Below are 19,704 nucleotides of genomic sequence, written 5' to 3'. Positions count from 1 at the left end.
TTCAGAGATACTAATTGCCCAAACTTAAATGTTTTGTTTATGTTATGTAATAACGTATCTTTTTTCCAGTTTTTATTTCTAACTGAGAAAAAAAGCCTACTTAAAAGGGTGGCTGAAATCAGTGAAATTTAATTACTTGATATTATTAATTTTAAATAATAAATCAGAGCTTAAATTTGAATATTTTGAGCCGACATTTGCGAATATACTCAAAATCTAAGTCTCTGATTTAAAATGCCACATTTTCTTACAATTTAAAGGCGCTGAGCGCGCTTAAACCTGATGCTCTTTTACATATTCTTCAGTACGAATGATGGCAGCTTGCATGTTTCGAATTGCATTCTCGACATCAGCTAAAGTTTTCGCATTTCCACCGCTCAATGCCTGACGCCATTTACGTGCACCTGGTAAGTTTTGAAATAAACCTAAAATATGACGGGTAATGATAGAGAGTGGTGCACCCTCAGCCATACGTTGCTCAATATAAGGCAGCATTTGTTCCATAATATCGAAACGGTCTGGTGCTTCTAAGTTCCAGAGTTGGCCGAGCTCAGCAAGTAGGTAAGGGTTGTGATATGCTTCACGGCCAATCATCACGCCGTCAACATGCTGTAAATGAACTTGAGTTTCAGCAAAAGTTTTAATACCACCATTAATTTCAATAGTTAGATGTGGACGTTCTTGCTTTAAACGGTAAACATCTTCATAGCGTAGTGGTGGTACTTCGCGGTTTTCTTTCGGAGACAAACCTTTCAATATTGCAATACGGGCATGCACAACAAAATGAGTACAGCCCGTTGCCGCAACAGTATCTACAAAGTGCAGCATTTCTTCATAAGACTGCATGTCATCAATACCGATACGGTGCTTTACCGTTACTGGAATATTCACCGCTTTTTGCATGCTATGAATACATTCAGCGACCAAGTCTGGTTCTGCCATTAAACATGCACCGATTTTATTATTCTGTACACGGTCACTTGGGCAACCTACATTCAGGTTGACTTCGTCATAGCCCCAGTCTTCAGCCATTTTTGTACAAGTGGCAAGTTCTTGTGGGTTTGAACCACCGAGTTGCAGTACGATTGGGTGTTCTTGAGCGTTATAGTCCAAGTGGCGTTTTGCATCGCCAAATAAAATCGCGCCTGTCGTTACCATTTCGGTATACAGCACAACGTTTGGGTTAAACAACCTTGCAAAGAATCGGTAATCCTTTGTAGTCCAGTCCATCATTGGGGCAACTGAAATACGAGGTTGTAACGATTGAAGTGATTGCATAATCAATAGACCCAAAAGTCGCTAAATTAAAGAAAGGGCAGCATTATACGGGGTTTAGCCCTGAATCGACAGGGGCTTTTAGCCGTATAATTTATAACCGCCCTTGAGTTGGGGATAGAAAGATGATTTTTAACAAGTTAGGTTATGGCTGAGCTAGCTGCTTTTTTTGTAAGAAAGCATCAATCACACTAAATAAAATGCAAAACACAACGAGTCCCACACCAGCAAGGCATGTCATGCTCCACCCACCATGATTCCATGCAAAAATTCCTAATGCTGAACCAGCTGCACCACCAATAAAGTAAGTGGTCATATAAATAGCATTAATACGAGATTTAGCATCTGGACGTAAACGGAAAATAATACTTTGGTTACTGGTGTGGACAAGTGCGAGTGCTAATTGAATTAAAGCAAATCCAATAACATAAGCGAAGAGTAGAGTTTGTCCGAAGTAGAAGCAGATCCAGCTGACTAAAAATAGCCCGCAGCCCATCCATGTAAGTAATTTTGTATAGCCTTGATCGGCATATTTACCAATATAGCGGGTTGATAATGCACCAAAAATACCAACTAGAGGAACGAGTCCGATAAATAGATCTGGCAAATGGTGTGCCGAGGTGAGTAGTAGTGCGATAGTGGAATACAAAATACTGACTGCTGCAAATGCGAAGGCACCAGTAAGCGCTCTTAATAATAATCGCTTCTCTTGCTTTAAAAGCTGAGCCATAGAAACAAAGATTTGCCCATAGTTCATTTTCATACGCAATACATAAGGCAGGCGACTTTTTAAAGTAAATGCCAATAGCAGCATTAATATACCGCTTACTACATAAACGACTTTCCAATGAAAAAGATTGGAAAATAAACCAGCCAGACTGGTCGAGAGTAAAATTCCGACCAATAACCCGCTCATTAAAAAGCCAATAATCTCACCCGTTTTTTCAGGTTTGACTGTCATAGTTGCAAGTGGAATAAGAACTTGGGCAGCAACAGAAAACAAGCCTGCCAAAATTGTACCGATCCAGAGCATAGGTAAGTTAACAGCAAACGCAGAAGTAAATAAACCAACTGCGCAAAGCACCATTAAAAATGGAATAGCCTTAGCTTTATTGACGATGTCACCCATCGGAACAATAAAGAGCAAACCGAGGGCATAAGACACCTGAGCAAATGTTACTGTTAAAGCGGCTTGCGCTTGAGTTACTGCAAACTCTTGCTGAATAGAGTGAATTAGTGGTTGACAGTAATAATTCACACCTGCACATAAGCCACATGCTGCTGCCATCAACCAAAGCAAAGGTTTATTTTGACTGATATCTTCAGGGGTAGACATGATGTTCTCTCAGTTTTATTAGGTATATGCCGTTGCTTCAACTTCAATAAGCATGCGTTCTAATGCAAGGCGTGGTACAGGAATGAGCGTGCAGGCTGGAAAAGGATGATTTTTCCATAGATTTTGCATGATTTTAATTAAAATTTGGTGTTTTTCATCCGAGTGGTCAACAATTAAAACTCTTAAAACCGCAATATCAGAAATTTTTGCATCTGCCGCAGTTAAAGCATGTTGAATGTTATTAAAAACTTGAGTGGCTTGTTCTTGAAAATTTGAGCTGAGCTCACCTTTTGAATCTTCACCACCTTGACCCGCAACATGAATAATGTTGTTAAAATTTTGGACTACGGCAACATGACTGTAAGCATTCGGTGTTGGATTATATAAAGTAGAGGGATTTATGATTTTAAAAGTTTCTTTATTCATTGGAACTCAACCGTTCAGTAAAATTTAGATGAGTATCCAACCTCAACTTAAGTTGAGGTCAAGAAGATTTAATGTTTTAGTCTTTTCTTTCTAAGGGTAATCATCATCACACCTACAATATTGAGTAGGCAGCCCACCCATTGCCACATATTGAGATGTTCATTTAAGAAAAGAACGGCAAGTAAAATTGTTAAAACTGGTCCTATTGAAGCAATCATTGCAGATTGTGATGCGCCCAGACGTTCAATGCTTTGTATGAGCATAACGGTGGGTAACACGGTGACTAAAAAGCCTAAGCCGACCCCATACCAAATGACGCTTGAGGGAAGTTGTAATATAAGCTGAATAGGGTGAGTCGTACTCAAAGCGTAATGCGTTAATGCACCAATACAGGCGATAGTGAGCGCTAAGCCTGTGAAATTCCAAGAACCAAATTTTTTAATTAATGGTGGAGTTAGCAGTAAATAACCAGCAAAGGCTACAGCACTTGCAAATACAAAACTTGTTCCTAACCAAAACTTGCCCTGAATTGGTGCATTGTTATGCTCTTGAAGCATCACCAATACGGTTCCACCATAACTAAGAAAAATGGCGAATAAACTTTTTACATCTAATTTTTGTTTATAGAGCAGGCTTGATGCGATCACGGTAAGTGTTGGATATAAAAATAAGATAATCCGCTCTAAAGAGGCGCTAATAAACATGAGACCCATGAAATCGAGCCAACTAGCGAAGTAGTAGCCTAATAGACCAGCAAAAATTAAAATTAGCCAATCCTTCTTTTTTCTGTCCTGATTATGATGCCTATTGAACCAGCAAATGAGTAGAAAGAACGGTAAAGCGCTTAACATGCGTAAAGCCATCAGGACTGTACCGTCTACTAATGGAGAAAGGGCATAAGTCTGTTTAATAAAGATTGCTTTTGTGCTGAATAGAAAAGCAGAACAAAGCGCAAAAAAAGACCCAATTTGAAACGAAGATAAAGAAATTTTCATATACAGGACTGTATAAGAGAGACTATTGTCTGCAAAAAAATAAAAATCTTCCTATATTACACTCCAAGTCAAATATCGTGAATCATCAGTTCAAAATATGGGTATTTATTAAATAAATAGTGGGTGGTATTTTCAAAAAGTTCAATTAGAATCCAAATTCTGTACAAAGAATACACATGGGGGAAACATTGCAGTTTGCAATGTTTTTGACAATGAGAAATTAGCTTGAGGAACGCTCATGCAGATCGGAATCCCAACCGAAACTGTCGTCGGTGAAAATCGTGTAGCTGCTACGCCAGAGACAGTAAAGAAGTTGATTAGCGCTGGTCATAGCGTTGTGATTGAACGTGGTGCTGGTGTAAAGGCTGCGTATATTGACAGTGCTTATGAACAGGTCGGTGCAACCATTACGGATGATGCCTATACGGGTAGTCAAATTATTTTGAAAGTTCGTGCGCCACAAGGCGGGGAAATTCAAAAACTTGCAGCAAATACAGCTGTTGTAGCAATGTTTGATCCTTATCGTAATACCGAGCTAGATCAATTTGCCAATCAGCAAGTATCTGCTTTTGCTCTGGAATTGCTTCCTCGTACGCTTTCTCGTGCACAAAACATGGATGTGTTGTCTTCTCAGGCAAACTTGGCTGGTTATAAGTCAGTTTTACTTGCTGCTGCCGAATATCAACGCATGTTCCCAATGCTTATGACTGCTGCTGGTACTGTGAAACCTGCACGTGTTGTGATTATGGGAGTTGGGGTTGCAGGTCTTCAGGCGATTGCTACTGCAAAACGTTTGGGTGCAGTTGTTGAAGCAACAGACTTACGTCCTACAGCCAAAGATCAAGTTGAGTCTTTAGGCGGTAAATGGTTAGACGTACCAATGTCTGAAGAAGAGCAACAACGTGCGGCAGATGCAGCAAAAAATGGTTATGGCTGGATGCCGGGTGAGCAATACATTAAAGACCAAGCTGCGATTGTAGATAAAGCTGTTTCTAATGCCGATATCGTGATTACAACCGCATTGTTGCCAGGTCGTGATGCGCCGCGTCTGATTAAAGCTGAAACTGTTGCCAAGATGAAACCAGGTTCTGTCATTTTAGATATGGCAGTTGAAACTGGCGGTAATGTTGAAGGTTCTAAAGTTGGCGAGACTGTTTTTACAGAAAATGGTGTGAAAATTTTGGGTGTTCCAAATATTCCAGCAACTGTGGCAACAGAAGCTTCTGCTTTATATGCACGTAACGTTTTTAATTTCGTAGAAACTTTATTCGACAAAGAGAAAAACTTTGCGATTAATCAAGAAGACGAAATCCAAAAAGCCCTATTGGTCACTCATGGCGGTCAAGTGCTGCTTAAGCGTGGTTAAGGAGATTTCTCATGGTTGAAACTATTACAATTTTCGTCCTTGCCATCTTCGTAGGTTATTACGTTGTTTGGGGTGTTACACCAGCTTTGCATACGCCACTTATGGCAGTAACTAATGCATTGTCATCAATTATTGTTGTTGGTGCGATGTTGCAAACTGTAGGTCTACCTGTTTTAGGTGTAGATGCGAATGTTGCATTTCAAAGTGTGAATGTGGTGAGTGTACTCGGTGCAATTGCAGTATTTTTAGCAAGCATTAATATTTTCGGTGGCTTCGCAGTAACTGCGCGCATGCTGGAAATGTTCAAGCCTAAGCAAAAGAAATAAGAGGGCTTTGACATGGAATTTATTCAAGCAAATGCAAACTGGTTGTACCTTGTGGGCGCAATCCTCTTTATCTTGACGCTTCGTGGCTTGTCTGGCCCTAAAACAGCAATTCAAGGTAACCGTTACGGTATGATCGCAATGGCGATTGCTGTTATAACGACCTTCTTTGTTGCCAACAACCCAGTCATCTGGATGATCGTTGGGGCAATGGTGTTAGGCGCAATCGTGGGTATTGCACGTGCACGTACAGTGCCAATGACACAAATGCCTGAAACTGTTGCGCTTATGCACTCATTGGTGGGTTTAGCTGCTGTCCTTATTGCAATAGCTGCAATTTTACATAACAACCAATTAACTGCACTGTTTGCTCAAAATGAGGCGGCTTTGACTGCAGCTGGCGTACAACATGCACACATGAGCAAGGTTCATCTATTTGAATTGTTTGTGGGGTGTTTCGTTGGTGCGATTACCTTTACTGCATCTGTATTCGCATATGGTAAATTGGCTGCGAAAAAATGGGCTAAAACAATTTCTGGTGCATGGGTTAAACCTGTTCAAGCACTTATCTTTGTTGCGATGTTGGCTTGTGGTTTCTACTTCTTCACAACTGGCAACATGACTGCTTTCTGGGCAATGACAGCACTTGCACTTGCATTTGGCTGGGTATGGATTGCACCGGTAGGTGGTGGTGACATGCCTGTGGTGGTGTCGCTTCTTAACTCATTCTCTGGTTGGGCAGCAGCAGGTATTGGTTTTACCCTTGAAAACAACATGTTGATCGTTGCGGGTTCTCTCGTAGGTTCATCTGGTGCGATTCTGTCGTACATCATGTGTAAAGCAATGAATCGTTCAATCATCAACGTATTGTTTGGTGGTGCGATGGGCGGTGCGGCAGTTTCTACAGCTGCTAAGGGTGAGCAAGTTCAGCGTAACTACCGTTCAGGTTCTGCTGATGATGCTGGCTTCTTGATGTCAAATGCAGACAGCGTTGTGATTGTACCGGGTTATGGTATGGCGCAAGGTCGTGCACAAAATGCTGTAAAAGAATTGTGTGAAATTCTAAAAGAGCAAGGTGTTCGCGTTCGTTTTGCGATACATCCAGTTGCTGGTCGTATGCCTGGACACATGAACGTATTGCTTGCAGAAGCAGACGTGGCGTACGAAGACATCTTGGAAATGGATGAGATTAACTCAGACTTCCCTGCAACAGACGTAGTACTTGTCATTGGTGCAAACGACGTTGTAAACCCAGCAGCGAAAGATGATCCTAGCTCACCGATTTATGGTATGCCGATTCTTGAAGCGCATAAAGCACGTACAATCATGGTGATTAAGCGCTCTATGGCAACAGGTTATGCAGGTCTAGACAACGATTTGTTCTATAACGAAAAAACAATGATGATCTTTGGTGATGCTAAGAAAGTTGTTGAAGATATGACTAAATCAATTAATGGTACAGGTCACTAAGTTATTTTGAAATAAAAAACCACCTTCGGGTGGTTTTTTATTTCAATATAATATATTGAAAAGTTTTTATTAATAAAAGAATTTATTTAGTAAACGTAATAAATGTGTTATTTTTTAAGGCGAAATAAAAGTGGAAAATTATTATGAAAATATTGACTAATAATATTTTAATTACTTGTTTATTATTTAGTATTTCAGGGTGTGGTAATGGAACAAAAGATTCTGTATCAAATCCTACAAATCCTACAAATCCTACAAATCCTACAAATCCTACATTATCTTTACCAGATCGCCTTTTGGGGACTTGGCAGAAAGGAGTTTGTGATAATGGAAATTTGGATACTTATGTAAGCTATAAAAATGGAAATAGTGATGAAATACGTTTAACTATAGAAAAGCGTATTTATCAAAATGCTGATTGTACAGGTAATGTTATTGATGAATATGATATAGCTTCATCTTTTCAATATATTACTAATATAGGGCATACGCAGAAATTTGAGAATACACCCTATAGTTATAATGTTGTATGGTTAAAAAACCCAAGAATAATTGGTTTTTGGGGCAATGAAGATGAGGGGGGGAGTACGAGAATTATTGCTTTTAAGAATGATGATACATATTGTGTACTTGGGACAGATATTTTGTCTGAGACACAAAAAAAATATCTAGACGATCCTTCTCAAATAAAAAAATATCTTGATGAGGTTGATGTTGCAAAAGATATAAATTGTAGAGTTCGTGCTGCAGCTCCTGCTTATAGTTTAAGAAAACCTAGTGATTATGTTGATGAAGCTCAATATAGAGTAGTTCCTGCAACTACATATGATGATTTAATAGTAAAAGCTAATCAATTTGGAACAGAGGGTTACATTTTGTATAAAGATTTTATTTTAAATAGGATGGTTGCAGGTGGGGATAAGTCACATATCTTTATTAAGTTTAAAAAATCAGAAGATAAATATTCATATGATTTAGTAGATATTAGTAATAATATTGACACTGGTAATTATTTGCTTATTGCTGATGAGAGAGAAAGAAAAGCTAAGCAAGGGTATTTGTTAAAATCCATTTATAATATTGATAAAAATCATATTAAGTTGTTGTTTGTTAAAAATTTAAAAAATAGTAATATTTATAGTTATGATCAAAAATATAATTTAGATGATAATAATTTAGATGAGGAAAATATTTTAAATCAGTTGAATGCTTTTGGATCTCAGTCTTGTCGATATCAATATACTCATGTATCTCTGTTAAATAATGGAGTGGTAAATGGGTTGTTTGATATTCCAGTATGTTTGAGAACAATTGGAGATAGAAGTGAATATAGTTATCGATGGGTTAATAACTTAAACAAAGAAGGAAATTTTGATACATCACCAGCTTTATTTGAAAAACTCCTAAAAGATCAAGCGAAAGATGGGTATCAACTTATTGATGATAATAATACTTTGCATCTTAAGAATAAGACTGGATACTTATTTGAAAAAGATAGTTTAAATAATAATATGAACATCTCATATAAAGTATATTCGGCTCCAATTCTTAGAAACACTGATTCTCCGAACGTTTTATATAATAGATTGCAAGATCAAGGTAATCTTGGTTGGTTTTTGCTTGCAAATAGAGTTTATATAAATAAGTTGAATTATAGTGATTTGATTAAGCCGAATAATTGAATTTCGAGATAAGAGCAATCTCAAAAATAAAAAAACCACCTTCGGGTGGTTTTTTTGCTTTTTAGGATTTAAAGAAACTTTTCGACCAGATCCATTGATTGTTGGTAGAGATCACGTGCCAGTTGCTGATTTTTTGCATGTGACGATTTCCAGTCAGGCATATGTGCACTGACATATTCGCCATTGCGGCTTTGCCATGAGTCTCCAATTGCCATTTCCTTAATAAGTTTTGCAGGAACTGATGTTGGCACTAAGCCTATTTTCATGGCTGCATAAACTGGTTTTGGTAAATCACGATAAATATCAGAAGCAACACCGCCAGGGTGTAATGCATTATTTGTAATTGTACTACCAGCAAATTGTTTAGCTAGTGAATTGCTGAAGAGTAAGTTTGCAAGCTTAGATTGTCCATAATAGAACAGGGGGTTGTAAAAACCTTCTGCACGAAATTTATTAGGTTTAATTGAACCAGCCCAATGAGCAATAGATGCAAGATGAACAATACGTGCTTGAGGAGATTGTTGTAAAACTGGGAGTAACTTTTGAGTAAGTAAGAAGTGACCTAAATAATTAACGCCAAATTGTTGCTCAAAACCATCTGCTGTGAGCTGTTTTGTTCTTGCAAATAACCCAGCATTATTAATAAGTACATCAAGATTGCCATATTTATCTGCAATTTCATCTGCAGCTTTTTTAGTTAACTCAAGACTGTTCAAATCAAGAGAAACGATATCGATTTGCCCTTGGTCAAGTGAGCGCAGTTTGTTTTGTGCTTCTTGAGCTTTTTGAGGATTTCGACACGCCAAAATGACATGTTGCCCTTGTTTTACAAGTTGTTCTGCTGTGGCAAAACCAATCCCTGTGTTGGCGCCTGTAATGAGTATCTTCACTTTTTAGTGCTCCAGTTATGCTATTTATTGATGAGACTTTAAGAATAGTTATAGTGCTGTAATTTTGACAATTTGTCATGTCAAATTTAAAAATTGGTGATGACTGACATCTTTGAGACTTTCACTTAATCTCTATAATCAAAAAATGGAGGTATTTATTTTTATTTAATGTGATGTAGAGGTTATATTGGCTATTTTTTACTTTAACTGGATGCTAAGAATGATAATATTTGATTGATATATAGTAATTATTTAAGGAATTTAAGTGGTTAAAAAAATAATATTCTTTTTAATTTCATTTATCAGTTTTTTCTTTTCATCGGTAACTTTGGCAGAGCCTCTTGAGGAAGTAAGTGAAAAATATGCAAATTGTTTGATGGGACAAGTTGGGTCTCAAATAAAAATGAACAAAGATGAAAATGATATTGTTGAAGATGCTTTCTATAAATGTAGACAAGAGGAAAAGGAATGGATGGGGGTAACTGATATAAAAAAATTGGCGGGTGATGATTATAAAAATATAAGTGAGGAGCAACTCAAGCTAATTTCTGAGCTACAAAGTGATATTGTAAAGAAAATGAAGATAAATATGACTGAGGAAATGCTTAAAGTTATTCGAGAAGAAAGAAAAGTTAGTACACAATAAACTGTAGGTGGTAATGAAAAATAGCACCTTTAACAACTAAAAAAGCGGCTCAAAAGAGCCGCTTTTTTTAAAAGCAAAAATTTTATGCGACTGACTCTGGGGCAGTACGCCATAAGCTTTCTAAATCATAGAATTTGCGGGCTGTCGGTAGCATCACGTGTACTACAACAAAGCCAAGATCAATTAAGATCCATTCGGCATCTCGTTCGCCTTCAACGCCAATCGGGCGGAAACCAGCTTTTCGAGCTTCTTCTGCAACATTATCAGCAAGTGCTTTGACGTGACGAGTAGAAGTACCACTCGCAATAACAATAGCATCAGCAACGTTGCTAATAGAGCTAACATCTAACTGTAGAATATCTTTTGCTTTTACATCAACTAAAGCGTCATGGACGACTTTGAGACAAGCTTGTACGTCTTTATTTGAGGTGTTCATTGCGAAATCGTGAGAATTAGACACGCTGGGCGATGGTTCTAAATTCATATAGGGTATATTTTCCTGACAATTACTCACTATCTAATATAGTGGTTTTCACTCAGAATTTCAAACGAAACTAGTAACAGTTTATATATTTACATCATCGGAAAAATATTTGTTTTTCCATGTAAATGACTGATTTGAGCCGTTTTTAGGTTTGTATTCTGCCGCAATGTAGCCCATATAAGCACTTTGTTTGATCCAAGAAAATATTTGTTCGTAAGGAATCTGGGCTGTATCGGGTTCATGGCGTCCCGGACAATCTGCGAACTGAATGTGACCAATTTGGTGAATATTTTCTTGTAACCCTTCAAGTACATCTTCACCCATCATCGCCATGTGGTAACAGTCATATTGCATTTTTAAAGCAGGGTGATTGACTGCTTCTAGCATTTCTTGAGCTTGAGCAATGTTCTGTACTAAAAAACGTGGCATATCTGTGCCATTAATCATCTCAAATATAGGTTCAATATCATGTTCTGTGAGTAAGTCACAGGCCAGCTTTAAGTTGCTTGCAAGAGTTTTAAGGCAAGGAAGTAAATCTGAATCTTGAGGTTGCTTACCTGCCAAAATATTGACACGTGGTACTTTTAAAGCGGTGGCATAACGAATAGCTAATTCTAATGCTTCACGAAATGCTTTTTCTTGGCCTGGTACACCTGCCAAACCATTTCCACCTTGCATAAGGTCGCCAGCAGGAACATTAATTAAGCATAAACTGAGGTTATAGCGTTCAAGTTGGTCTTGAATATCGGAAATGGTAAGTTCATATGGGAATTGGATTTCTACATGTTCAAAGCCCTCTGCATGGGCTAATGCAAAGCGTTCAATTAAAGAAACTTCGGTAAAAATCATGGATAAGTTAACGGCAAGACGACCCATATACAAACTCCGTTTATTATTGCTCTACTACTTGAATCATAGTAGCTAAATCTTTCTCAGCAAAGCCATTTTTTTGGTGAGTTTGTAGCTGTAATAGAGCTTTTTGTGCAACAGGGATGTCTAAATTAAAATTCTTAGCTAATGTTACCGCGTTATTAAGATCTTTAGATAATGTTTGAACTTTCCACTGAATAGGCTCGAATGTATGTGTTGCCATACGTGGCGCAAGTATTTGAAAAGGTTTTGAGTCGGCAAATCCACCAGCTAGAGCGGGGGCGAGTAATGTCGTGTCTACACCTGCGCGGTCTGCTAGTGCTACAGCTTCCGCTATAAGAGCGCTATTTGCTGCCACAATGAGTTGATTGCAAATTTTAGTGGCTTGGCCGGTACCAGTATCCCCCATTCGTGTTACACGTTGGGAAAGTACATTATAAACAGGGCTTAAAGCTTCAATAGTTTGAGCATCTCCACCTGCAAAAATGACAAGTGTACCTTGTTCAGCACCAGCTGTACCGCCCGAAACAGGAGAGTCAATCCATGTCACGTGTTGTGAAGCAGTAGCTTGAGCGAGTGCTTTTGTTGCAGCAACAGACAGACTTGAGAAGTCCACAATAGTTTGACCAGCTTTTAAGTGAGGTTGAATTTGTTCAAATACAGCTTGCACAGCTTTATCGTCAGCTAAACAAGTTAAAACTACAGGGTATTGTCCGATGTTTGAAAGATCGAGAGCGTGTGCGCCGATATCGATAAGTTCTTCACAAGCAGATGCTGTTCTGTTCCAGACAGCAACTTGAAAACCTGCTTGAATAAGACGGCTAGCCATACGGCTTCCCATAAGCCCTATGCCTAAAAAGGCAATCGGTGTATTACGATCAAAATTCATCTTCAAAGCTCTTATCTATATTGGCGTGGTAAAAATTTAACTTCCGGATGTTTATCTTTTTTACGAGCGAGTTTGCTATTTTTACCAAGTAATAGTTTAAGTTGCCAGATTTTTTCTAGACGCAATGATTTTTCTGGTTGATGTTCCATTGCATCTAATACTCGTTTTGCAGCAGTCAATGCATCTGGTGAGCGTTGTAGCATTTCTGAGGCAATCGCATTCGCTTTTTGTAATGGATTTTCGTTTAAATGCGTTACAAGGCCAATATCTTTTGCATAATTTCCGTCAAACACACGCGCAGTTAAGGTTAGTTCTTTTGCAAGGTCTACACCAATCAAACCTTTAAGTGAGCGGGTAAGCCCCATGTCGGGTACTAATCCCCAGCGGCTTTCCATAATCGACATTTTGGTTTCTGGATGGGCAATACGGATATCGGCAGCCAACGCAAGTTGCATTCCCGCGCCAAAGCAATAACCTTCAATCGCTGCAATCACAGGGACAGGCAAGTTTTGCCAAATCAAAAAAGCTTTTTGGAAAAGGCTTTGTCCTGGTTTTACAAGCTCCCAAATCGCAAATGCAGAATTTTTAGGATTGTTGAGGTCAGATAAATCAATTCCGGCACTAAATACTTGTGCTTCGCCAGTCAAAATTACACAGCGGATCTCTCGGTCTTTTTGTATGGCTTTAGCCGTTGAAACAAGTTCTTTGAGGAGAGCGAAACTCATGGCATTACGTTTATCCGGACGGTTTAGATAAACTGTCGCAATGCCATTATTCTTTTCAATACGTAAAAGTGCCATGAAATTCCCGCTTATTTTTTTATCGATAAGCGGAGCATAACATGGCTGTAAATTGGAAACATGACAGGTCAGTCATGCCTTTTTTACAGGTTCTTTTTAGTCTGGTATAACTAAAATTTGGTGAGCTGCACTCTCTACTTCTTTAATCACAAGTCCTAATTCATTGAAGCGCTGTGTAACTTCTTCAATAAATCCATCGTCAGCTCTACGGCGCTCTTTGCGTAACTTAGAAACAAACTGTTCAAAGTCACCAGTAACTTGTTGAAGTTTTGGTGTGCCAACATAGCGAGTTGCACCATAGAGGCGGTGTAATACATGCTCAAGTTGAGGGAAGTCTTCAAGTTCAATGAGCTGCTGCATTTCATCTAGCTCGGTTGGGAAACTGTCCACCAACATTTTAAGTAAGTCTTGGGCAAGGTCTTCTTTGTTTGCTGCCAATTGCAGACTTTGCTGCCAGTTTAATATATCTGGGTCTAGTGCCTCAGCAACAACATGATGATCTTTATCTAAGGCTTGTGCAGCGAAATTGTTTTTGGTCCATTGCGTTAAAATCTGAATGATCTGCTCCATTTGAATTGGCTTGGTGACATAGTCATTCATACCAACTTTCAGAAGCTTTTGTTTTTCATCAGCAAGCGCGTGAGCTGTTAATGCAATAATTGGAAGCTGCATTTCTCCATCTAGCGTTGATTCTAAAGAGCGGATCGCGCGAGTAGTATCAATGCCTGACATAACCGGCATTTGAATGTCCATAAACACCAAATCAAACGGTTTGAGCTTTTGATCAATGCGTTCTTGAATGATATTCAGCGCTTCTTGTCCACTTAAGGCTTTAGTGGTTTTAACATTTAACTCACCTAACAATGCTTCTAAAACAATTAAGTTCGGTAAATGGTCATCGACCGCTAAAATATGTAATCCCTGACCATTAAAGTCTTGTTGTTCTTCTTCAAAAATAGGTTGGTCACTTAATAATTGAATGAGTCCACTACGGCTTAACGGTTGATAAAGAGGGCGAGCACGATATTCGGTGAGCATGTTTGGCTCAAGTGTCATTTGGTAGCCATAAACTGCTAGGTTACCTTGATAACGGCTACGAATTTCTTTAAGTAGAGCTTCTGTGTCACCGCTATGATCAACAACAAGCCATGTATTGTCTTTCTGGTCGAGGTGTTTTAAGCGGCTAAATAAGTCCAAAATCGATTGAGTTTCGATATGTGGAACTTGATAATTTTCAAGATAGTAACGTAAAACACTTGCCGTTGCTGGATGTGCTAAATAAGACACGACTTGTAAATGTTCAAAGTGAGGATGTTCTATCTCATGTTCTTCATCTACAGCAAACTGTGCAGTAAACCAAAATGTTGAACCTTTTTCTGTTGGCGCACGCTCTTGGTTATCTTCAAAACCAATTTGACCATGCATGAGGTGAACCAGTTGTTTGGAGATCGCGAGACCTAAGCCTGTACCACCAAATTGACGTGTAACAGAGGCATCGCCTTGCGAAAACGACTCAAATAATTTTTTACGGTCTGTGCCGCTTAAACCAATACCACTATCTTGAACGCTAAAATGAAGTAAGCATTGACCAATGTCGTCATGTTCCATACGGACACGAACAATAATTTCGCCATCTGGGGTGAACTTGATTGCATTTGAAATTAGGTTGGTCAAAATTTGTTTAAAGCGTAAAGCATCCCCAATGACTTCTTGAGGAATGTTGTCTGCATAATAAAATGCCATGGCAATATGCTTTTGGGCAGCCAAAGGTGACAACATGTCCATGACATCGAAAATAGCTTCTTCTAAATCAAACGGTGCTGTTTCAAGTTCTAGTTTACCTGCATCAATTTTTGAGAAATCTAATACATCATTAATTAATGCTAATAAGTGGGCAGAAGATTTTCGAATAGTTTGTAGATAGAGATTTTGTTCGTTACTCAGGTTTTGTTGGCGAAGTAATAAATGAATAAAGCCATCAATACTGTTAAGCGGTGTACGAAGCTCATGACTAATATTGGCAAGGAAAACGGATTTTGCCTGATTTGATGAAATGGCTTGGTCACGTGCCTGACGGTAAGTAATGTTTTGAACTTCTAAAGTGTCTAATGTTCTGCGTAAGTCTTCTTCGGTTTGTTCTGTATGTTCTTTAAGCTCTAAAAAACTAAAATGTAGGCGTTTTACTACGTTTGCAATATCACGTTGGAGTAATCGTAATTCGCCTGTACTGTTAATGATCATGTGCTGATCTAAAGTGTCTGCATTAAGTCGTTGTAATTGCATTCGAATTTCGTACATCGGTGCAACCCAGCGGCGAGAGAAGAAATTTAGGCAGAGCAAAAGCAACAGTAGCGTCATTAGGCTGGTAATAACTAAAGCGATCAGAATACGATAGCGTGCTAGCTCTAATGGCTGATTGTCCATTTCAATCACGAGCCAAACAGGAGTTTTTCCTGTGGTATTAGTGACTCGAATACCATAGATATTGTTATGGTTGTAAGAAATAGGGCCGAAGAAACTACTGCTTTGGGTAAAGTTGGGCCAGTAACGATTATCTCGATAACCCACACTTAAGTATGTTTGACCATTACTATCAATTAAAGCAGCACGCTTTAAATCTTTTTCACTGAACATGCTTTGCATAATATTTTGTGCATGATCATATTCATCAGGTTTTAGCTCTACCAATGTGTAGAGGTTTTTGGCGATTTCATTATAACGAGCCAAAATAGCCGAAGCGTGATGCAGTTGCTGTTGTTTTGCAGAGTGAGAGGTTTCAGTTAAAACCAGAAAAGCACCAACACCGGTTAAAATCATCATGGGCACAAAAATAAGAGCAATCAATTGCCCATATGCATGATTCAGACGTAAGCGTTTCGATAAGGTTTTATTGAAATTAGACATGGCTACATCGGATTGATCTCTCTGTAGGGCATATTATCACGCTTTATTTTAAAACAGACGGCATTTTATAACTGACTGGGCTTTAATCACTTTCATTAAAAAGCATAGTGAAATGGGTGCAGTACCGATCATTTTTTCATACAATAGTGCCACCCCGATTTAGGTGTTGATCATGAGTAATACACAACCTGATTTTTTAGCCGACGAATTTTTGTTAGATCACTATGTAGGTAAAACACCTCTAGTCCGTTTGCAGCGCTTGGCTTGTCATACGCAAGCAACGGTTTTAGCAAAATTGGAAGGTAATAATCCAGCAGGTTCTGTAAAAGATCGTCCCGCCTACAACATGATTATGCAGGCAGAAAAGCGTGGTCAAATTAAACCGGGCGATACGTTAATTGAGGCAACTAGCGGTAATACAGGTATTGCGCTGGCTATGGTTGCGGCAATGCGTGGCTATAAAATGAAACTTATTATGCCAAATAACATGAGCCAAGAACGCAAAGATGCGATGTTGGCTTATGGTGCAGAACTAATTGAAGTGACTCCCCAACAAGGTATGGAAGGCGCACGTGATTTAGCTTTGCAAATGGAAAAAGACGGCAAAGGTCATGTTCTAAATCAGTTTGGTAATCCTGATAATGTCGAGGCTCATTACCTTACGACAGGCCCTGAAATCTGGAAACAAACTGGTGGTAAAATTACTCACTTTGTAAGCTCAATGGGTACAACAGGTACCATTATGGGTGTTTCTAAGTATTTAAAAGAACAAAATCCAGACATTCAGATTGTGGGTTTGCAACCATCAGACGGATCAAGCATTGCGGGTATTCGTCGTTGGCCAAAAGAATATTTACCCACGATTTTTGATAGCAGTCGTGTAGACCGAATTATTGATATTCCTCAAATTGAAGCTGAAAAAACCATGCGTAAATTGGCACGTATGGAAGGTATTAGTGCTGGTACATCTTCAGGTGGTGCGGTTTGGGCATCAATTAAGATTGCAGAAGAAAATCCGGATGCTGTTATTGTTTGCATTATCTGTGACCGTGGCGACCGCTACTTATCTACAGGTTTGTTTTCAGTACAGGACGATAACTCATAATTGAGAGAAAGAATGCGTTTCCCAACTTTAGTTTTTGACATTGAAACTTTAACTGATTTAAAAGCGGGAGCGCATTTATATCATCTTGATTTGCCAGAGGCAGATGTCGAACAGGCACTCACCAAAATCCGCCGTCAAGAATCAGGCATGGATTTTCAGCGTTTACCATTGCACGAAATTGTTTGTATTTCTGGACTATGGATTGATGAATCGGGCTTTCGATTATTTTCATTTAGTCGAGAGCACTATTCAGAAGCTGAAATTTTACAGAAGTTTTTATCTATTTTTGATAAGCGCCACCCGACTTTAGTAAGTTGGAATGGTTCACAATTTGATTTGCCAGTTATTTTATTCCGTGCCATGTATCATGGTCTTTCTGCGCCGGGCTTGTTTGATCAAGGTGAGCTTGATAGTCAAAAACGTTTTAATAATTACCAAAACCGTTATCACCATCGTCATATTGATTTAATGGATGTTATGGCAATGTTTAATGGTCGTAATTTCCAAAAGCTTGACGATATCGCCTGTATTTTAGGTTTGCCAGGTAAGCGTGGTGAATCGGGTTATCATGTTCCTGAATATGTTCGTAATCAACAGTGGTTAAAATTAACCAGTTATTGTGAAGGTGATGTACTCAATACATGGTTCATTTATTTGCGTTGGTTAGTACTAAAAGGCCAATTAAATGCAGATGAACATAATCACTGGATTAGTTCGAGTATTGAATATTTACAAACTATGCCTCAGCAGGCCGATTTTCTTGAAGTGTGGCAACGTACTTCGAAATACACCGAATTTACGTCCCACTATTTTAATCCTTTAGATTTTTAGGTTCATTCTTTGAAACAGCAAGCCAAATCTCGCAAAGCTCAACTACCAGAATATATTTTTCAGGTTGAAACTCTTTCTCATGAGGGGCGAGGAATTGCGCACTATGGTTCTCATCCAGATCATCCGGCAGATAAGCATGGTAAAAAAGTGTTTATTCGTTATGCGTTGCCTGGAGAAATGGTAAAGGCTCAAATCACGCATGAAGCTAAACGTCTTGAAGAAGCTGAAATGATTGAGCTTTTAGCTGAACCTTCACCAAATCGTGTAGAGGCAGTTTGTCCTCATTATGGTATTTGTGGTGGTTGTAGCATGCAGCACATTCATCCAGATGAGCAAATTCGCTTAAAGCAAAATGTTCTTCAATCACATTTACAGCATTTTGCAGGTATTCAACCTGAACAGTGGTTGGAACCAATTCGTTCTTTGCAAAGTGATTATCGCCGTCGTGCTCGTATTGGTGTGCGATATTTGCCAAAACCAGACCGTTTGATTCTAGGGTTTCGTGAGCATCATAGTAATCGCTTAACTTCTATCCATACTTGTAGTGTTTTGGATAAAAAGTTATCAGATAGTCTGCCAGAGTTGCGTAATTTACTCCAAAGTCTAAAGGGCAAAGCACATATTGGTCATGTAGAATTAGCAAAAGGTGATGATGAAACGTCTTTATTGGTTCGTCATGTAGAAAAATTAAATAATTCTGATGTCAACCAATTAAGACAATTTGCGTTACACAAAGGCTGGCAATTGTATTTACAACCCAAAGGCCCTGAAAGTCTTCGTCGTATTGATGAAGAGCAAGGTGCTATGCGCTTACATTATGCTTTAAATGCATTTGAGGTAAATTTTGCTTTTTCGCCATTGGATTTTACGCAGGTCAATGCGACAGTAAATGAACAAATGGTACAATTGGCATGTGAATTGCTTCAATTACAAGACGGTGAAAGGGTACTCGATCTGTTTTGTGGATTAGGTAATTTTTCGCTTCCACTTGCACGATGTGTTGGTGCAAATGGTCAGGTTGTTGGTGTGGAAGCTAGTGAAGAAATGGTGCAGCGGGCAGCAGACAATGCAAAATGCAATAATTTGGTGCAAGCAACCTTCTTTTCACAAGATTTAACAAAAGATTTTTCGCATCATTCTTGGGCAAATCAAGGATTTGATGCATTATTGATTGATCCTCCTCGTGCCGGTGCATATGAAATTATGCAGTATGTACCAAACTTTGGAGCAAAAAGAATCGTTTATGTATCATGTAATCCAGCAACACTAGCAAGGGATGCCGGTGTTTTGGTTCAACATGGGTACCAGTTAAAAAAAGCAGCGGTTATGGACATGTTTACGCATACAGAACATGTTGAATCAATTGCTTTATTTGAAAAAATTCAAGAGATAAACGATTAAAAACATGAGTT

Annotated in this window: 18 protein-coding genes; 8 read left to right on the top strand and 10 right to left on the bottom strand. The window is 38.7% G+C overall.

All coding sequences use genetic code 11. From position 1 onward, the window contains the following. Nucleotides 1–273: 273 nt before the first annotated feature. The 4 genes from dusA to I8T81_RS16020 all read right to left on the bottom strand — a co-directional run bounded on the left by dusA (nt 274) and on the right by I8T81_RS16020 (nt 4,032). Nucleotides 274–1,278, bottom strand: coding sequence for a tRNA dihydrouridine(20/20a) synthase DusA (gene dusA / locus I8T81_RS16035; RefSeq protein ID WP_134262262.1), 1,005 nt, complete (start codon nt 1,276–1,278; stop codon nt 274–276). Between the two features lie 142 nt (nt 1,279–1,420). Continuing rightward, complete coding sequence (locus tag I8T81_RS16030) at nt 1,421–2,611, bottom strand: MFS transporter (protein ID WP_100191988.1); 1,191 nt, start codon at nt 2,609–2,611, stop codon at nt 1,421–1,423. Between the two features lie 18 nt (nt 2,612–2,629). Beyond that, nucleotides 2,630–3,037: a RidA family protein gene (locus tag I8T81_RS16025; RefSeq protein WP_107973555.1), complete on the bottom strand. Its 408-nt coding sequence runs from the start codon at nt 3,035–3,037 to the stop codon at nt 2,630–2,632. Nucleotides 3,038–3,105: 68 nt separating this feature from the next. After that, nucleotides 3,106–4,032 carry a DMT family transporter gene (locus I8T81_RS16020; protein ID WP_198071639.1) on the bottom strand — a complete coding sequence of 309 codons (927 nt, stop codon included), beginning with the start codon at nt 4,030–4,032 and terminating at the stop codon, nt 3,106–3,108. A gap of 238 nt (nt 4,033–4,270) precedes the next feature. Here I8T81_RS16020 and I8T81_RS16015 point away from each other — a divergent pair, with 238 nt between their 5' ends. The 4 genes from I8T81_RS16015 to I8T81_RS16000 all read left to right on the top strand — a co-directional run bounded on the left by I8T81_RS16015 (nt 4,271) and on the right by I8T81_RS16000 (nt 8,873). Beyond that, nucleotides 4,271–5,398 carry a Re/Si-specific NAD(P)(+) transhydrogenase subunit alpha gene (locus I8T81_RS16015; RefSeq protein WP_004698636.1) on the top strand — a complete coding sequence of 376 codons (1,128 nt, stop codon included), beginning with the start codon at nt 4,271–4,273 and terminating at the stop codon, nt 5,396–5,398. 11 nt (nt 5,399–5,409) lie between these two features. Then, the gene (locus I8T81_RS16010) at nt 5,410–5,724 is read left to right on the top strand and encodes a proton-translocating transhydrogenase family protein (RefSeq protein ID WP_000230434.1); all 315 of its coding nucleotides are present in this window, start codon (nt 5,410–5,412) and stop codon (nt 5,722–5,724) included. Between the two features lie 12 nt (nt 5,725–5,736). Then, complete coding sequence (locus I8T81_RS16005) at nt 5,737–7,191, top strand: NAD(P)(+) transhydrogenase (Re/Si-specific) subunit beta (RefSeq protein WP_039254926.1); 1,455 nt, start codon at nt 5,737–5,739, stop codon at nt 7,189–7,191. A gap of 143 nt (nt 7,192–7,334) precedes the next feature. Beyond that, a complete protein-coding gene (locus I8T81_RS16000; RefSeq protein WP_198071638.1) occupies nt 7,335–8,873 on the top strand; it encodes a PT dipeptide repeat lipoprotein in 1,539 nt (512 codons plus the stop codon). 68 nt (nt 8,874–8,941) lie between these two features. Here the strand turns inward: I8T81_RS16000 and I8T81_RS15995 are convergent, their stop codons facing one another. Then, nucleotides 8,942–9,763 carry an SDR family NAD(P)-dependent oxidoreductase gene (locus I8T81_RS15995; RefSeq protein WP_198071637.1) on the bottom strand — a complete coding sequence of 274 codons (822 nt, stop codon included), beginning with the start codon at nt 9,761–9,763 and terminating at the stop codon, nt 8,942–8,944. Between the two features lie 265 nt (nt 9,764–10,028). Here I8T81_RS15995 and I8T81_RS15990 point away from each other — a divergent pair, with 265 nt between their 5' ends. Further along, entirely contained in the window at nt 10,029–10,409 is a 381-nt protein-coding gene (locus I8T81_RS15990) for a hypothetical protein (RefSeq protein ID WP_198071636.1), read from the top strand. Between the two features lie 82 nt (nt 10,410–10,491). Here I8T81_RS15990 and rsfS read toward each other — a convergent pair whose 3' ends face one another. From rsfS to I8T81_RS15965, 5 genes are all read right to left on the bottom strand, one after another. Further along, complete coding sequence (rsfS, locus tag I8T81_RS15985; RefSeq protein ID WP_001047580.1) at nt 10,492–10,893, bottom strand: ribosome silencing factor; 402 nt, start codon at nt 10,891–10,893, stop codon at nt 10,492–10,494. Nucleotides 10,894–10,974: 81 nt separating this feature from the next. Continuing rightward, nucleotides 10,975–11,769 (bottom strand): hydroxypyruvate isomerase family protein, encoded by a 795-nt coding sequence (locus I8T81_RS15980; protein WP_198071635.1) that lies wholly within the window; start codon nt 11,767–11,769, stop codon nt 10,975–10,977. 16 nt (nt 11,770–11,785) lie between these two features. After that, nucleotides 11,786–12,652, bottom strand: coding sequence for an NAD(P)-dependent oxidoreductase (locus I8T81_RS15975; protein ID WP_198071634.1), 867 nt, complete (start codon nt 12,650–12,652; stop codon nt 11,786–11,788). A gap of 11 nt (nt 12,653–12,663) precedes the next feature. Then, nucleotides 12,664–13,452, bottom strand: coding sequence for a crotonase/enoyl-CoA hydratase family protein (locus tag I8T81_RS15970; RefSeq protein WP_004698630.1), 789 nt, complete (start codon nt 13,450–13,452; stop codon nt 12,664–12,666). Nucleotides 13,453–13,548: 96 nt separating this feature from the next. Then, nucleotides 13,549–16,356, bottom strand: coding sequence for a GacS-like sensor histidine kinase (locus I8T81_RS15965; protein ID WP_198071633.1), 2,808 nt, complete (start codon nt 16,354–16,356; stop codon nt 13,549–13,551). 172 nt (nt 16,357–16,528) lie between these two features. Between I8T81_RS15965 and cysM the strand changes: the two genes are divergently transcribed. Genes cysM through rlmD form a run of 3 tightly spaced genes read left to right on the top strand, consistent with a single transcriptional unit; the run spans nt 16,529 to nt 19,693 of the window. Then, nucleotides 16,529–17,461, top strand: coding sequence for a cysteine synthase CysM (gene cysM, locus I8T81_RS15960; RefSeq protein ID WP_068932614.1), 933 nt, complete (start codon nt 16,529–16,531; stop codon nt 17,459–17,461). Between the two features lie 12 nt (nt 17,462–17,473). After that, entirely contained in the window at nt 17,474–18,292 is an 819-nt protein-coding gene (locus tag I8T81_RS15955) for a 3'-5' exonuclease (protein ID WP_039251128.1), read from the top strand. A 9-nt stretch (nt 18,293–18,301) separates the two neighbouring features. Then, a complete protein-coding gene (gene rlmD / locus I8T81_RS15950; protein WP_198071632.1) occupies nt 18,302–19,693 on the top strand; it encodes a 23S rRNA (uracil(1939)-C(5))-methyltransferase RlmD in 1,392 nt (463 codons plus the stop codon). Nucleotides 19,694–19,704: the final 11 nt, after the last annotated feature.

The sequence above is a fragment of the Acinetobacter seifertii genome (assembly GCF_016064815.1).
Classification (GTDB): domain Bacteria; phylum Pseudomonadota; class Gammaproteobacteria; order Pseudomonadales; family Moraxellaceae; genus Acinetobacter; species Acinetobacter seifertii.
Note: the sequence above shows the minus strand (reverse complement) of the source record. Positions and strands in the feature narration are given on the sequence as shown.

Excerpts from the sequence above, each read along its gene's own strand:
- I8T81_RS16030 (WP_100191988.1), bottom strand. The coding sequence starts at position 2,611 with ATGTCTACCCCTGAAGATATCAGTCAAAATAAACCTTTGCTTTGGTTG.
- I8T81_RS16000 (WP_198071638.1), top strand. The coding sequence starts at position 7,335 with ATGAAAATATTGACTAATAATATTTTAATTACTTGTTTATTATTTAGT.
- I8T81_RS15955 (WP_039251128.1), top strand. The coding sequence starts at position 17,474 with ATGCGTTTCCCAACTTTAGTTTTTGACATTGAAACTTTAACTGATTTA.
- cysM (WP_068932614.1), top strand. The coding sequence starts at position 16,529 with ATGAGTAATACACAACCTGATTTTTTAGCCGACGAATTTTTGTTAGAT.
- I8T81_RS15965 (WP_198071633.1), bottom strand. The coding sequence starts at position 16,356 with ATGTCTAATTTCAATAAAACCTTATCGAAACGCTTACGTCTGAATCAT.
- I8T81_RS15970 (WP_004698630.1), bottom strand. The coding sequence starts at position 13,452 with ATGGCACTTTTACGTATTGAAAAGAATAATGGCATTGCGACAGTTTAT.
- I8T81_RS15980 (WP_198071635.1), bottom strand. The coding sequence starts at position 11,769 with ATGGGTCGTCTTGCCGTTAACTTATCCATGATTTTTACCGAAGTTTCT.
- dusA (WP_134262262.1), bottom strand. The coding sequence starts at position 1,278 with ATGCAATCACTTCAATCGTTACAACCTCGTATTTCAGTTGCCCCAATG.
- I8T81_RS15975 (WP_198071634.1), bottom strand. The coding sequence starts at position 12,652 with ATGAATTTTGATCGTAATACACCGATTGCCTTTTTAGGCATAGGGCTT.
- I8T81_RS16025 (WP_107973555.1), bottom strand. The coding sequence starts at position 3,037 with ATGAATAAAGAAACTTTTAAAATCATAAATCCCTCTACTTTATATAAT.
- I8T81_RS16020 (WP_198071639.1), bottom strand. The coding sequence starts at position 4,032 with ATGAAAATTTCTTTATCTTCGTTTCAAATTGGGTCTTTTTTTGCGCTT.
- I8T81_RS16010 (WP_000230434.1), top strand. The coding sequence starts at position 5,410 with ATGGTTGAAACTATTACAATTTTCGTCCTTGCCATCTTCGTAGGTTAT.
- rsfS (WP_001047580.1), bottom strand. The coding sequence starts at position 10,893 with ATGAATTTAGAACCATCGCCCAGCGTGTCTAATTCTCACGATTTCGCA.
- I8T81_RS16015 (WP_004698636.1), top strand. The coding sequence starts at position 4,271 with ATGCAGATCGGAATCCCAACCGAAACTGTCGTCGGTGAAAATCGTGTA.
- I8T81_RS16005 (WP_039254926.1), top strand. The coding sequence starts at position 5,737 with ATGGAATTTATTCAAGCAAATGCAAACTGGTTGTACCTTGTGGGCGCA.